Here is a 14014-nt window from a genome sequence, read left to right on the forward strand (position 1 = left end):
CGAAAAAAGGTAGTGAAGTTATGGACGAAAAATATCATCGCTCACTGTATTCCCAATTGGACGATTTGGATTACGCGATCGCCCGTAGGCTGCAGGACAATGCGCGTCTGCCGTTTACGCAGATCGCCAAGGAATTGGGTGTCACGGAAAAGACCGTACGGATTCGCGTGCAGCAGATGCAGGACGAGGGTGTGCTCAGCCTGGTCGGGATCGTCAACCCGGTCAAGGCCGGAATTACGGTGCAGTCCCTGATCCAGGTGGCCGTAGAGGCGGGGAAACTGGATGACGTGGTGGCGAAACTGCAGGACATCTACGAGGTCAGGCTGGTTGTGCTGACCACAGGCGATTACCAGTTGATGATTCAGGTGTTGAACCGCGATTACGAGGAATTGTCGCAATTTTTAATGAACAAGCTCAACAAAATCGAGGGCATCACCAAGGTCAACGTCATCAACGAACTGAAAGTACTGAAATCGCGCTTTCGCTTTATTCGTTAAAGACAATCGTTCCTGGCAGCAGGAACGGTTGCCATATTCATGCAACCCAAAGAGAAGGAGGAGGACTTATGTTGTCGCAAAAGATGGGAAAAACGCTGCTGGCAGCACTGCTGGGAACAGTGCTGCTGGCGGCCGGTTGTGGAGGAGGTGGCGGCAGTCAGACAGCAGGGACCGCGCCGACCGCCGGCACAGGCAAAAAAGTGATCACCATCGGGTTGAAAGCAGATCCGCCGACGCTCGATCCAAGCACCTCCACCGCGCTGGTCGACCGCATGGTGTACGCCAGCCTTTACGACAAGCTGTTTGACATTGATCCGAGCGGCAAGATCGTGCCGATGCTGGTCAGCTCGTACGAAGTGTCGCCGGACGGCAAAACCTACACGCTCAAGCTGAAGGAGGGCGTCAAGTTCCACGACGGCACCGACTTTGACGCGGAGGCGGTCAAGTTCAACTTCGAGCGCAACATGAACGGCGAGTCATCCAGGCGCAAAAGCGAGTTGAAAGTGGTGGACGACGTTACGGTCGTTGACCAGCACACGGTCCAGATAAAACTGAAGGAACCGTTTGCGCCGCTCATCTCCATCCTGGCCGACCGCTCGGGAATGATGGTCTCACCGGCGGCTGTCAAACAGTACGGGGACGACTTCCTCAACCATCCGGTCGGCACCGGGCCGTTCGTCTTCGTCGAGCACGTCAAAGGGGACCACGTGACGTTGAAGCGCAACGACAATTACTGGAACGGCAAGGTGAACGTGGACGAGGTCACCTACAAGGTGTTTACCAACGGCACGGCCAAGGTGCAGAACCTGCGCTCCGGCATGCTGGACATCATCGACGAGGTGCCGGTGAAGGAGATTCCGGCGATCAAGGGAGATGCCAACCTGCAGTTGGTGGCCGAACCCAGCATGGGCTACATGGGCTTTTATCTGAACAACAGCAAGCCGCCGTTTGACAACAAGTACCTGCGCCAGGCCGTGGAGCGGGCCATCGACCGGGAAGCGGTGGTCAAGGTGCTGTTCAACGGCTACGCGCTGCCGGGCCGTTCGCCGTTTGCACCGGGCAATCTGGCGTACAACAGCGAGCTGGACAAGCCGGTCAAGCCGAATCCGGAAGAGATCAAGCAGCTGCTGGCCAAAGGCGGCAAGCCGAACGGATTCAGCTTCAAGATGTATATCGCGACCTCGACGGAAAACGAACAATTCGGCGCCGTGATCCAAAACATGCTGAAACCGTATAACATCAACGTGCAGTTGGAAAAGTTGGAATTTGGCCAATTGATTGAAAAAGGGGATAACGGCGACTTTGAGGCACTCAACCTGGGCTGGTCCGGACGACAGGACCCCGACCAGAACTTCTACGACTTCGTCGTCACCGGCACTTCCAACAACGACGGCCGCATCAGCATTCCGAAGCTGGATGAGCTGGCTGTCGGTGCGCGCGTGGAGATTGACGAAGCGAAGCGCAGGCAGATGTACGAAGAGGCTGTCAAGATCCTGCAGGAAGAGGCGGGCTACGTCTACGTCTATCACCAGTACAACCTGCTGGCGATGAACAAGAAGATCAGCGGATTTACCTATGTGCCGGACGGCCTGATCCGCACGGCGACACTGGACAAGCAGTAATCGACACACTGTAGTGCGGGGAGGAATTGTCATGATGTTTGTGGTGAGACGTCTGCTGCTGACAATCCCGATTCTCCTACTGGTGTCGATCATGACATTCTCCTTAATCCACCTGATCCCGGGCGATCCTGCCCGGGTCATTTTGGGACAGGAGGCGACACCGGAGGCGTATCAGGAACTGCGGGCCGAATTGGGGCTGGATAAGCCGGTTGTGGTCCAGTATGTTTCCTGGCTGGGAAAAGTGCTCCAGGGGGACCTGGGCATGTCGATTACCGACCGCGTGCCGGTCTCCGAACTGATCATACAGCGGCTGCCGGCTACCGTGGAACTGACCATTGGCACGTTTCTCGTCGCGCTTCTGATCGCTTTTCCGGCCGGCATCCTGGCAGCCGTGCGGAGGGGAACGTGGATTGACTACACCAGCACGTTTGCCGCGTTGGGCGGCATGAGCATCCCCAGTTTCTGGCTGGCGATGATGCTGATCATTTACTTCGCTGTGGAAAATCAATGGCTGCCGTCTTCGGGCTACGTGCCGTTCAGCGAAAACCCGGTGCAGAATATCATGGCGATGATTCTGCCCTGTCTGGCTACCGGCCTGCGCGAATCGGCCGTCTTGATGCGGATGCTGCGCTCATCCCTGTTGGAAGTGATCAACATGGACTTTATCCGCACGGCCAAGGCCAAGGGGCTGAACGAGGTACGCACCGTGCTCGGCCACGCGCTGCGCAACGCGCTCATTCCTGTGGTCACCACCTCCGGTCTGATGATTGCCGGCCTGCTGGGCGGGCTGGTCATCACCGAATCGATTTTTTCCATTCCCGGTTTTGGCCGGCTGATCGTGGAATCGGTGTTCAAGCGGGATTACGTCACGGTTCAGGGAGCGATCCTGGTATCGGCCATGTTGGTCGTGGTGGTAAACCTGGCGGTGGACCTCCTGTACGCTGTCATCGATCCGCGCATCAAGGCGGGGAAAGGGGCGGAAGGATCATGAACGCATGGCGAAAATTTGTGCGCAACGGCATGGGTGTTCTCGGCGGATTGATCATTCTGGCGCTGATTGTCGTCGCCATTTTCGCGGAGCAGATCGCCCCCTACGATCCCAACGAGCAGAACTATGACAAGGTGTTGATGCCGCCCAGCGCGGAACATCCGTTTGGCACGGACGATCTGGGACGGGACATCTTCTCCCGGGTCATCCACGGCTCCCGCATTTCGATTGAGGCGGCGGTCATCTCTGTCGGCATCGCCATGCTGATCGGTGTGCCCATCGGCCTTTTGTCGGGATACTACCGCGGCTTCTGGGATGAGTGGGTGGTCATGCGCACCGTGGATGCGATGCAGGCGTTTCCGTTTCTGATTCTGGCACTCGCCATCTCGGCCGTGCTCGGCTCCGGCTTCGGCAACGCCATGCTGGCGATCGGAATCGGCTTTTCTCCCGCCTTTGTCCGCATTACGCGGGGGCAGGTGCTGTCGCTTCGCAACATGGAGTACATCCAGGCGGCCCGGGCGGTGGGCGTCAAGGACAGTCGGATCATTTTCCGCCACATCCTGCCCAACGCGCTCAATCCGATCGTGATCCAGGCCACGCTGGCGATGGCGGCGGGGATCCTGGCAGAAGCCTCGCTCTCCTATCTGGGATTGGGCGTACAGCCGCCGACGCCGTCCTGGGGCAGCATGTTGAATCAGGCCCAGACGCTGATGTCCGTCGCGCCGTACGCCACTTTTTACCCCGGCATGGCGATCTTCCTGGTCGTGCTCGGCTTCAACCTGCTGGGGGATGGTCTGCAGCAAATACTTGATCCGCGGGTGCGGAAATAAACGGGGGAGGAGAGCCTCATGACGACCATACTGGAAGTGGAACAACTGAGAACGCGGTTTCGCACGGAAAACGGCGTCGTCAACGTGGTCGACGGCGTCGACTTCTCCATCCGCGCCGGCGAAACGCTTGGCGTCGTAGGCGAATCCGGCTGCGGCAAAAGCGTCACCAGCCTCTCGATCATGCGCCTGCTGCCGCCCAACGGCAGGGCGGAGGGAACGATCCGGTTCAACGGCACCAATCTGCTGGAACTGTCGGAAAAAGAGATGCAGGCGGTGCGCGGCAACGACATCTCGATGATCTTTCAGGAACCGATGACCTCGCTCAACCCGCTGCACACGGTGGGCAGGCAGATCGAGGAAGCGATCCAGCTGCACTGGAAAGTAAGCAAGGCGCAGGCCAGGGAACGGGCGATCGCAATGCTGAAAGCGGTGGGCATGCCGCGCGCGGAGGAGATCTACGGGGAGTACCCGCACCAGCTCTCCGGGGGGATGCGGCAGCGCGTCATGATCGCGATGGCGATGGCGTGCGACCCCAAGCTGATCATCGCCGACGAGCCGACGACGGCCCTGGATGTGACGATCCAGGCGCAGATTCTCGATCTGATGCGGGAACTGAAGGAGAAGACGGGCACATCAATCATGCTGATCACGCACGATCTGGGTGTCGTCGCCGAAATGTGCGACCGCGTCATCGTCATGTACGCCGGGCAGGTGGTGGAGGAGACCGACGTGGAAACGCTGTTTGAGCAGCCCAAACACCCGTACACCATCGGCCTGATGAAGTCAATTCCCGAGCTGGACGAGGAGCGGGAGTACCTGGACACCATCCCGGGCGCGGTGCCGCTGCCCCACCAGATGCCCAAGGGGTGCCGGTTTGCCCCGCGGTGCGCGCAGGCCATGCCGATCTGCCGCGAACAGCCACCCGAGCTTTTGCAGTTGGACGGCCACAAATGCCGCTGCTGGCTGTACGCAGAAGGGAGGCATGAGGCATGAAGCCGCTGTTGGAAGTAAAAGGGCTTAAGAAACACTTTCCGATCAAGTCCGGCTTTTTCAAGAAAACGAAGGGATACGTGAAGGCCGTAGACGGCATCGACCTGCAGGTGTTTCCAGGGGAGACGCTTGGTATCGTGGGCGAGTCGGGGTGCGGCAAGTCGACCACCGGCCGGACCATTTTGCGGCTGCTGGAACCGACCGCAGGGGAGGTCTGGTTTGACGGCAAGGATCTCGCCAGACTGTCCAGGGAAGAGATGCGGCGCATGCGCAAGGACCTGCAGATGGTCTTTCAGGACCCGTACGCTTCGCTCAATCCGCGCATGACGATCAAGCAAATCCTGATGGAGTCGCTGGCGGTGCACAACATCGGGACGCGGGAGGAACGGCTGGCAACCATCGAAGAGATGATCGAGATCGTCGGTCTGCGCAAGGAGCACCTGAACCGGCATCCACACGATTTTTCCGGCGGCCAGCGGCAGCGCATCGGGATCGCCCGGGCGCTGGTGGTGAAGCCGAAGCTGATCATCGCGGACGAACCGGTGTCGGCGCTGGACGTCTCGATCCAGTCGCAGATTCTGAACCTGTTGAAAGATTTGAAAAAAGAGTTTAACCTGACCCTGATGTTTATCTCGCACGACTTGTCGGTCGTCAAACACCTGTGCGACCGGGTGGCCGTCATGTATCTGGGGCGGGTGGTGGAAATTGCCGACAAACGGACGCTGTTCGACAATCCCAGCCATCCGTACACGCGGGCGCTCTTGTCTGCCGTTCCCGTGGCCAAGCCGCGGCAGAAGCGGGAACGCATCCTGCTGACCGGCGACCTGCCCAGTCCGGCCAATCCGCCGAGCGGCTGCACGTTCCATCCGCGCTGCCCGCATGCGACCGACCTGTGCAAGACCAAAGCGCCGAGCCTGGCCGATATCGGGGGCGGACAGTTCGTCTCCTGCCACCTGGTACATGCAGGCGAGCTGGCGACCTGACGGCGGGACGGAGGCATTCAGATGATCTACTGGCAGTTGTTTCTCGCGTTTTTTCGCATCGGCATTTTCGGCTACGGCGGCGGACCGACGATGGTCCCCCTGTTTTACGCCGAGTGCGTGCAGAAGTACAAATGGGTAAGTGAAGAGGATTTTACCGACAACCTGGCGCTGGCCAACGCCCTGCCCGGCCCGATCGCCACCAAGCTGGCAGCGTTTATCGGGTACCGGGTCAAAGGTTGGAGCGGCGCGCTGGTGGCCAACTGCGCGGTGGTGCTGCCCATCGTGCTGGTCATGATCGCGCTGCTGCAGGTGATTTACCAGTGGAAGGACGCGCCCGGCGTGTACGGGATGATTCAGGCGATCCAGCCGGTGATCGCCGTCATGACCGGCGTGCTGACCTGGGAGTTTTTGCAGAAGGGCTGGCAGGGAGCGGGCAACAAGAGCGGCGTCGCCCTCATGCTGGTCCTGTCGCTGGTGGCCCTGCTCTTCCTTGACCTGCACCCCGGCATTGTGGTGGGCATTGCCCTGGCCGGTTCGTTTGCCTATTCCACCTGGGTGCTGCGGAAGCGGAAAACGCCGGGCGGCAAGGAGGGGGCGGCATGATTTACCTGCAGCTGTTCTGGGCGTTTTTTATCTCCAACATTCTCGGCTACGGCGGTGGGCCGCCCAGCATCCCGCTGATCCAGAACGAGGTGGTCGACCACTATCACTGGATGACAATGAAAGAGTTCGGGGAGGTGCTGGCGGTCGCCAACGCCCTGCCCAGTCCGATCGCCACCAAGCTGGCCGGTTATGTCGGCTACCAGGTGGCCGGCGTGCCGGGGGCGGCGGTTGCGCTCCTGGCGACAATAGCGCCGACGGCTGTCGCCATGATCCTGCTGCTCAATTTCCTCAACGTGTTTCGCAACGCGCCGCAGGTGAAAGCGATGACCCAATCCGTCCGGCCGATTGTCACCGTGCTTCTGGGCACGATGACGTACGAGTTTTTCCTCGGAGCCGTGGAGGGCATCGGCTGGATGCAGACCGGCATCCTGGCCATCGCCTCCTTTCTCCTGCTGGAAAAGTGGAAGCTGAACCCTGCGCTTGTAATCGCCCTCTCCATGGGTTACGGGTTTTTCTTCATCGGCTAACGATTACAGTTGATCGGAGGTACACGTATGACACATTTTGACGCAATGGAGTACCCGTACGCGTCCCGGCGTATGACGACGTATGCGAAAAACGGCATGGTGGCCACCTCGCAGCCGCTTGCGGCGCAGGCCGGCTTGGACATCCTGAAAAAAGGAGGAAACGCCATTGATGCCGCGATCGCCACGGCTGCCTGCCTCACCGTGGTGGAACCGACGGGGAACGGCATCGGCAGTGACGCGTTTGCGCTCGTCTGGACCAACGGGGAACTGCACGGGCTGAACGCGAGCGGTCCCGCGCCGCAGGCCATTTCCATCGAAGCGGTGAAGGCGGCAGGGCACGAGACCATGCCTGCCTATGGCTGGATTCCGGTCACAGTGCCGGGGGCGCCGGCGGCATGGGCGGAACTGTCCCGCCGCTTTGGCCGCCTGCCGCTCGCGGACGTGCTGAAGCCGGCGATCGAGTACGCGAAAAACGGCTACCCGCTTTCCCCGACGCTGGCCCGCTACTGGGCGGCCGCCTACAACAAATATTCCCAGGTGCTGAGCGGTGAGGAATTTGCCCCCTGGTTCGCCACCTTTGCACCGGACGGTCGACCGCCGAAAGCGGGCGAGATCTGGAGGTCACCCGGCCATGCCGAGACGCTGCGGCAGATTGCCGAGACGGGAGCGGAAAGCTTCTATCGCGGCGAACTGGCGGAAAAGATCGACGCGTTTTCCCGGCAGTGCGGCGGGTTCCTGCGCAAAGAGGATTTGGCAGCCTACCGGCCGGAATGGGTCAAGCCGATCAGCGTCAACTACCGCGGCTACGACGTCTGGGAAATTCCCCCCAACGGCCAGGGCCTGGTGGCGCTGATTGCCCTGAACATATTGAAGGGTTTTGCGTTCGGGGAAAAAGAGACAGTTGACACGTACCACAAGCAGATCGAGGCGATGAAGCTGGCGTTTGCCGACGGGTTCCGCTACATTACGCAGCAGGACAAGATGAGCGTGACCGTCGGGGAACTTCTCTCCGACCGGTACGCCGACGAGCGGCGCCGCCTGATCGGTGAGCGAGCGCTCATGCCGGAACCGGGCGACCCTCGCTCCAGCGGAACCGTCTACCTGGCGACGGCAGACGGGGAAGGCAACATGGTCTCATTTATCCAGAGCAACTACATGGGCTTCGGCTCTGGCATCGTCGTGCCGGGAACGGGCATCGCGCTGCAAAACCGGGGCCACAACTTCTCGCTGGACCCCGCTCACGACAACCGCCTGGAGCCGGGAAAAAAGACGTACCACACGATTATCCCGGGCTTTTTGACCAAGGACGGCAAGGCGGTTGGACCGTTTGGCGTGATGGGCGGCTTCATGCAGCCGCAGGGGCACGTGCAGGTGGTGATGAACACGGTCGACTTTCACCTCAACCCGCAGGCCGCGCTGGACGCCCCGCGCTGGCAGTGGCTGGAAGGAAAAACGGTGGAGGTGGAGCGCCACTTCCCGGAACATATCGCGCTCGCCCTGGAACAAAAGGGTCACCGGATCAAGTGGGGATCGTTTTCGAGCAACTTCGGCCGCGGCCAGATCATCTGGCGGGACGAAAACGGCGTGCTGATCGGCGGCACCGACATGCGCACGGACGGCTGCGTTGCTGCGTGGTAAGCGTTTGGGACAGGCGGGAACCGGCAGATAACAGAAGACTGGCGAAGATCGCGTGGAGCGATAACAAAGCCAAAAGAACAGCATTGTTCTTTTGGCTTTTTTTTCGATACAGGCCGCTGTTTGGCAAATCCTCCGGGCTGTCCGAACCTTCCAGCAGCCGGACGCAAAAAAACGTCTCTGGGTCTTTTCGACCAAAAATTTTGGCAAACTTTGCAACCTTTTGCTTACAAATTCCGTCAATGACGGAGAAAACACCCACCCCAATTATTGGGAATCGGGAACGACAAAAGTCGAACGCATGTTTTCTTCACGAACTGCATCCTGGACGCGAGCGGGGCATGGCGGCCCTAACAGATGGCCAGAGGAACATGGAGGCGGCGTGAAAAAAACCTGGGGCTTTGCAACCAAAAAAATTATGAAATCTTGAAACTGACACTTGCAAATTCCGTAGATAATGGTGAAAACATCCATCACAATTAATTTTTGGAAAGGAGGGCATGCATTGCTGTCCCCGTTCGTGACCGTTCCCGTTTTTCTCATCATGGCCGTGTCCGTCTACACGGACCTTCGCCGACGCATGATTTACGACTGGCTCACGCTGCCGGGGATCGCGTACTTCCTCGTCGTTCATGCCATCGCCCACCCCGGTCAATGGATGACATATGCGCTGGGCGTGATCGTGTTGGGCGGGATTTCGCTAGTCATGGCAGTTGTCAGCAACGGCCAGCTAGGGGGAGGGGATATCAAGCTGTTTGCGCTTGTGGGTTCCGCTGTGGGGTGGCAGGCCGGGCTACTGATTATGGGCCTTTCCTACATCATCGCGGGATTTGTCGCCATACCCCTGTGGGCGATCAGAAAAAGGCGGGCGGCAGCAGAAAAGTGGAAAGAGGTTCCGCTGGCTCCGTTCATCGCCGGGGGGACGATTCTGTTGTACATGGCGGCAGCAGCTGTCTGATCCACCCGAGGAGACGCCGTGTTGCGGCAAGCATTTTCCTTATTTTGTAATTTTATAATTACTTCCGAAATCTTTCGACTATCCAAGGAGAGGGAATCATCTGCATGCTGGAATCCAAACGACGTGCCATTATTTTTCTCACATTATCCCTTTTGCTTGCAGTTCTGGCGGGCTTTCTGTTTCTGAAAAAAATCAAGGATATGAACGCGGAATTGGGGGAAATGGTGGAGATTTACGTGGCGAACGCCGACATTCCGTCCCGCTCGCTGATTCAGCCGGATCAGGTGACGACGCGGCCCATCCCGAAGAAATACGCGGATCAGTCCTACGTGACCGACAAATTGAGCCTGAAAAACCAGGTGACGGTCGTTCCCCTGTCCAAGGGCGACGTCATTACCAAAAACATTCTCAAGCCCGCCAACATCGTCCGGGACCAAAATCACCGTCTGATTACGGTGTATGCCGGGGGAAACGTCGTCTTCGATCAGGAACTGGAGGCGCTTGACCGCGTGGATGTCATCATCTCGCACCAGGTGAACGGTAAGCCGGTGACGGAAGTGTTCATGAAAGATGTGCTGGTGGCGATGGTGGCCAAGTCAGAGGGCAAGTTTAAAGGAGTGGCGTTGGAACTGCCGTTTGAGGACGTGCCCCGGTTCATCCATCAGCAGAACTACGCAGAGCTCATGCGGATCCTGAAGGCCAATGTCGGCAAAGGCGGAGCGGCCATTTCCGAGCCGTTTCAAGAAACGAAACCCGGCCAGGAGGAGACGCCTGGCGACAGCGCTGCGCCCGAAACCAAACCGGCCGAAAGTCCGACGGTAAAACCGGGGGCACAGGCGCCGCAGACACCTCCTGCGCCGTCGCCAAACGCGGGACAGCCCGCGATGCAGCAAGCAGGAACCAAAACCGGAGGGTAAGGCATGAAAACGGAACTCAACATTCTCGTCGTAGCCGATTACGATTCGGTGAAAGACCTGTTGCGGGAATGGCTCGCTCCTTACGAGCATGTGCAGTACACCACATCGCTGGAAGTGAAGAAAGAGATTGACCGGATTGGCCCCGATATCGTCCTGCTCGTGCAGCCTGAGGACGGGGCGGGCGTGGAACTGGTCCAGTATATACAGGCCGAGCTGCCCGAGGGCATTGTGATCTTTCTCACGGAAGAGCAGGATTTCGTCCTGCTGCGGGATGTCGTCCGCGCCGGTGCGATTGAGTACATCGTGATGCCTGACGAACTGGCGCTGTTGACGGACCGGCTTGAGAAAATCTCCGAGCTGGCGCAGATACAGCAGCGGAAAAAGGGAGCGAACGCGTCCGGCAAGGCGTTGGTCCGCGGCCGGGGAAAAGTGTATTCCTTTTACAGCGGAAAAGGGGGCAGCGGCCGCACGCTGCTAGCCACCGGCTTTGCGCAGGCATTAAAACTGGAATCCACCGCCAGCGCCCTGCTGATCGACCTCAACCTGCAGTACGGCGGTGTGGAAACCTTTCTCTCATTGGACAGCAATCGCACGCTGGCCGATCTGATGCCGGTCATGCACGAGATGAACGAGAACCACATTCGCAATGTGGCACAGCGGGAACTCCATTCCAAGCTGGAAGTCCTGGTCAGTCCGCGTGATGCGGAAATAGCAGAGCAGATCCCGGAGGAATTTATCACCCGGTTAATCCGCGCCAGCCGCCGCAGCTACGATTTTGTCATTGTCGACCTGCCGGCGCACATGAACGAGCTGACCTACGCGGCGCTGACGGAGTCGGACCTGATCTGCTACGTGATGAATCTCGACACGCCTTCGGTTCAGATCTACCGGCTCGCGGAAGAGTTGTTCCGACGGCTTCGGATCGATACCGCAGGCAGGCTGGAAGTGGTCGTCAACCAGGTGGGCAGGGACAACGAACTGGCCGTTTCCGACCTGAAGGGGTTGATCACCGCCCCGATCACCGCTGAAATCAGCAGGGATCACCAGGGCGTTCAGGCGGCCGTCAATCAGGGCAAGCCGCTGCAAAAGGAAGCCAACGAGAAAAAGCTGTCTCCTGCGGCGAAGGACATTCGCAAATGGGTGCTCAGGAAATTGTCGTAAGGGGGGAGTTAGATGGCATTATTCCGACGCAGGGATGAAAAGACTCCGCCTGGCGATGAGGCGCCCCGGACCATCGCATCTTCGCTTGCGGCTCCTTCCTGCAATCCGTACCTGGACGAACTGGCGGAACATTACAAGGCGCGACTCTTGCGGGAGACCAACCTGGAACGGCTGACCAGCCTGCCGTCGAGCGAGATGCGCCTGGCGATTGAGCGCCTGGTATCCCAATACATGTCCGAAGAAAAGGTCGTCATCCCGCGAAACGAAAAGGAGCTGCTGCTCACCCGCCTGATCAACGAATCCGTCGGTCTGGGCCCGCTGGAGCCGCTGCTGAACGACCCGGAGATCACGGAAATTTCGATCAACGGCCACAGCCAGGTGTACGTCGAGCGGAACGGCCGCCTGGAACTGACCGACCTGAAGTTTCGCGACGAGGAGCATCTGCGCCACATCGTCGACCGGATCGTGGCGCCGCTCGGACGGCGGATCGACGAAAGCTCGCCGATGGTGGACGCCCGGCTGAAAGACGGCAGCCGCGTGAACGCAGTGATTCCGCCGATCAGCCTGAATGGCACGCTGGTCTCGATCCGGAAATTCCGCAAAGAGCCGTACACCATGGATGACCTGATGCGGTTTGGCTCGTTCAACGAGGCGATGTCCCGCTTTCTGCAGGCGGTCGTGGAAGCGAAAATGAACGTTCTTATCTCCGGCGGCACCGGGAGCGGAAAGACGACGCTGCTCAATGCCGTAGCCTGCGCCATCCCCCACTATGAGCGCGTCATCACGATTGAGGATTCGGCAGAACTGAGGCTGGCCCACCCCAACTGCGTCGGGTTGGAGGCCCGCCCGCCCAACATGGAGGGAAAAGGGGAGATCACGATTCGCCAGCTCGTGAAAAACTCCCTGCGGATGAGGCCGGACCGGATCATCGTCGGGGAGGTGCGGGGCGCCGAAGCGTTTGACATGCTGCAGGCGATGAACACGGGGCACGAAGGATCGCTCACCACCGTTCACGCCAACTCGCCCCAGGATGCGTTTAACCGGCTGGAGGGCATGGTCGTGATGGCCGGCATGGATTTGCCGTCTTCCATCATTCGGGAGTACATTGTCAGCGCCCTCGACATCATCGTGCAGGTGATGCGTCTCTCCGACGGGAAGCGCAAGATCGTCTCCATTTCGGAGGTGGTAAAAACCGAAGAAAAACGCGTGGAAGTAAACGAAATCTTTCGCTTTCAGCGCACCGGCATCGGAAAAAGGGGGGAAGTGTTGGGGTACTTTACCGCAACCGGCGTCGTGCCCCGTTCGCTGGAAAGGCTGAGAACGTTTGGGATCGAGATAGACGAGTCGCTGTTTGCGGCAGGAGAGGTGAAACGACGTGAGCATCTCTATTCTGTTTAGTCTCTCCGTTCTGCTCGGAATATGGGGGATCTATGAATACCTGGGCTATCGGGCGAAAAAGACGGAATGGAAAAAACGGGTGGAAGAGTGGTACGAGGTCAAATCCCAGCGCAAAAGTTTTCTCCTCGAATGGGGGGATCGCTTCGACCGTACCCCCCATGCCAAGCAGATACGAAGCAAGCTGATCAAAGCAAACATTCCCCTTGCGCCTTCCGAGTATTACGGCATTTTGCTGGTTGGCGCGTTCGGGCTGGCCTTCTTTTTCAACAACGTCGTCGGGCTGCCGTTTCCTTACAATATCGCCGCCGGCTCTGCCTGCATGTACCTGCTGCAGAAGCTGCTGTTTCTCGTGCGGCGAAACAAGTACCAGGAGCGCTTGAACGACCAGCTGTCAGAGGTGTGCCGCCTGCTTGCCAACTCGCTGCGCGCAGGGCTGACGCTGACACAGGGGATCGAACTGGTGGCCAGGGAAATCCCGCAGCCAGCCGGGCAGGAGTTTGCGCGCATGGCGCGTGAAATGCGGTTGGGCGTCAATTTTGACAAGGCGCTCGCCGATATGGAAAAGCGCATTCCGACCCGGGATTTTCGGATCTTTGCGGCCACGCTGTACATCCAGCGGCGCGCCGGCGGGAACCTCAGCGAAGTGCTGCAGGAGATGGCACAAACGCTGGAGGATCGGCGAATCGTCAACCAGGAGATCAAGACGATGACCGCCGAACAGCGCTACGTCTCCATTCTGGTACCGATCATGCCGATCGCCCTGGTGCTGATGATGAACACGATCAACAAGGGGTTTATCGATCCGCTGTTCTCCGGCTTCGGACTGATCCTGCTGGCCGTGTTTATCCTGGGAACGATCCTGTCCTATCTGCTGGTCCGAAAAGTAACAAATATAAAGGTGTGAG

Annotated in this window: 14 protein-coding genes; all 14 read left to right on the forward strand. The window is 59.0% G+C overall.

Going from position 1 to position 14014, the window contains the following annotated elements; genetic code table 11:
* Window positions 1-20: 20 nt before the first annotated feature.
* On the forward strand, window positions 21-497 hold the full coding sequence (locus tag ETC00_RS17560; RefSeq protein WP_171567423.1) for an Lrp/AsnC family transcriptional regulator: 477 nt from the start codon (window positions 21-23) through the stop codon (window positions 495-497).
* 68 nt (window positions 498-565) lie between these two features.
* A complete protein-coding gene (locus ETC00_RS17565) occupies window positions 566-2119 on the forward strand; it encodes an ABC transporter substrate-binding protein (protein WP_171567424.1) in 1554 nt (517 codons plus the stop codon).
* 31 nt (window positions 2120-2150) lie between these two features.
* Window positions 2151-3110 (forward strand): ABC transporter permease, encoded by a 960-nt coding sequence (locus ETC00_RS17570; protein ID WP_171567425.1) that lies wholly within the window; start codon window positions 2151-2153, stop codon window positions 3108-3110.
* Complete coding sequence (locus ETC00_RS17575; protein ID WP_171567426.1) at window positions 3107-3937, forward strand: ABC transporter permease; 831 nt, start codon at window positions 3107-3109, stop codon at window positions 3935-3937. The genes ETC00_RS17570 and ETC00_RS17575 overlap by 4 nt, the downstream gene beginning before the upstream one ends.
* An 18-nt stretch (window positions 3938-3955) precedes the next feature.
* Window positions 3956-4930: an ABC transporter ATP-binding protein gene (locus ETC00_RS17580; RefSeq protein WP_171567427.1), complete on the forward strand. Its 975-nt coding sequence runs from the start codon at window positions 3956-3958 to the stop codon at window positions 4928-4930.
* Window positions 4927-5910: an ABC transporter ATP-binding protein gene (locus tag ETC00_RS17585; protein WP_171567428.1), complete on the forward strand. Its 984-nt coding sequence runs from the start codon at window positions 4927-4929 to the stop codon at window positions 5908-5910. Before ETC00_RS17580 ends, ETC00_RS17585 begins: the two co-directional genes overlap by 4 nt.
* Window positions 5911-5931: 21 nt before the next feature.
* Window positions 5932-6513, forward strand: a complete 582-nt coding sequence (locus ETC00_RS17590; RefSeq protein ID WP_029100856.1) for a chromate transporter — start codon at window positions 5932-5934, stop codon at window positions 6511-6513.
* Window positions 6510-7040, forward strand: coding sequence for a chromate transporter (locus ETC00_RS17595; protein ID WP_171567429.1), 531 nt, complete (start codon window positions 6510-6512; stop codon window positions 7038-7040). The genes ETC00_RS17590 and ETC00_RS17595 overlap by 4 nt, the downstream gene beginning before the upstream one ends.
* 27 nt (window positions 7041-7067) lie before the next feature.
* Complete coding sequence (locus ETC00_RS17600; RefSeq protein WP_216369566.1) at window positions 7068-8678, forward strand: gamma-glutamyltransferase family protein; 1611 nt, start codon at window positions 7068-7070, stop codon at window positions 8676-8678.
* Window positions 8679-9180: 502 nt separating this feature from the next.
* Entirely contained in the window at window positions 9181-9633 is a 453-nt protein-coding gene (locus tag ETC00_RS17605; protein WP_253264331.1) for a prepilin peptidase, read from the forward strand.
* Window positions 9634-9737: 104 nt separating this feature from the next.
* Window positions 9738-10550: a flagella basal body P-ring formation protein FlgA gene (locus tag ETC00_RS17610; RefSeq protein WP_171567431.1), complete on the forward strand. Its 813-nt coding sequence runs from the start codon at window positions 9738-9740 to the stop codon at window positions 10548-10550.
* 3 nt (window positions 10551-10553) lie between these two features.
* Complete coding sequence (locus ETC00_RS17615; protein ID WP_171567432.1) at window positions 10554-11711, forward strand: CpaE/TadZ family protein; 1158 nt, start codon at window positions 10554-10556, stop codon at window positions 11709-11711.
* Window positions 11712-11723: 12 nt separating this feature from the next.
* On the forward strand, window positions 11724-13109 hold the full coding sequence (locus tag ETC00_RS17620; RefSeq protein WP_171567433.1) for a TadA family conjugal transfer-associated ATPase: 1386 nt from the start codon (window positions 11724-11726) through the stop codon (window positions 13107-13109).
* On the forward strand, window positions 13087-14013 hold the full coding sequence (locus tag ETC00_RS17625; RefSeq protein ID WP_171567434.1) for a type II secretion system F family protein: 927 nt from the start codon (window positions 13087-13089) through the stop codon (window positions 14011-14013). Before ETC00_RS17620 ends, ETC00_RS17625 begins: the two co-directional genes overlap by 23 nt.
* Window position 14014: the final 1 nt, after the last annotated feature.

The organism is Brevibacillus sp. MCWH, assembly GCF_013096935.1.
In the GTDB taxonomy this organism is placed as follows: Bacteria; Bacillota; Bacilli; order Brevibacillales; family Brevibacillaceae; genus Brevibacillus; species Brevibacillus aydinogluensis.

Bases quoted from the DNA above. Each gene is read 5' to 3' on its own strand.
- ETC00_RS17610 (WP_171567431.1), top strand. From the start codon at position 9,738: ATGCTGGAATCCAAACGACGTGCCATTATTTTTCTCACATTATCCCTT.
- ETC00_RS17560 (WP_171567423.1), top strand. From the start codon at position 21: ATGGACGAAAAATATCATCGCTCACTGTATTCCCAATTGGACGATTTG.
- ETC00_RS17570 (WP_171567425.1), top strand. From the start codon at position 2,151: ATGATGTTTGTGGTGAGACGTCTGCTGCTGACAATCCCGATTCTCCTA.
- ETC00_RS17600 (WP_216369566.1), top strand. From the start codon at position 7,068: ATGACACATTTTGACGCAATGGAGTACCCGTACGCGTCCCGGCGTATG.
- ETC00_RS17575 (WP_171567426.1), top strand. From the start codon at position 3,107: ATGAACGCATGGCGAAAATTTGTGCGCAACGGCATGGGTGTTCTCGGC.
- ETC00_RS17595 (WP_171567429.1), top strand. From the start codon at position 6,510: ATGATTTACCTGCAGCTGTTCTGGGCGTTTTTTATCTCCAACATTCTC.
- ETC00_RS17620 (WP_171567433.1), top strand. From the start codon at position 11,724: ATGGCATTATTCCGACGCAGGGATGAAAAGACTCCGCCTGGCGATGAG.
- ETC00_RS17580 (WP_171567427.1), top strand. From the start codon at position 3,956: ATGACGACCATACTGGAAGTGGAACAACTGAGAACGCGGTTTCGCACG.
- ETC00_RS17585 (WP_171567428.1), top strand. From the start codon at position 4,927: ATGAAGCCGCTGTTGGAAGTAAAAGGGCTTAAGAAACACTTTCCGATC.
- ETC00_RS17565 (WP_171567424.1), top strand. From the start codon at position 566: ATGTTGTCGCAAAAGATGGGAAAAACGCTGCTGGCAGCACTGCTGGGA.
- ETC00_RS17590 (WP_029100856.1), top strand. From the start codon at position 5,932: ATGATCTACTGGCAGTTGTTTCTCGCGTTTTTTCGCATCGGCATTTTC.
- ETC00_RS17615 (WP_171567432.1), top strand. From the start codon at position 10,554: ATGAAAACGGAACTCAACATTCTCGTCGTAGCCGATTACGATTCGGTG.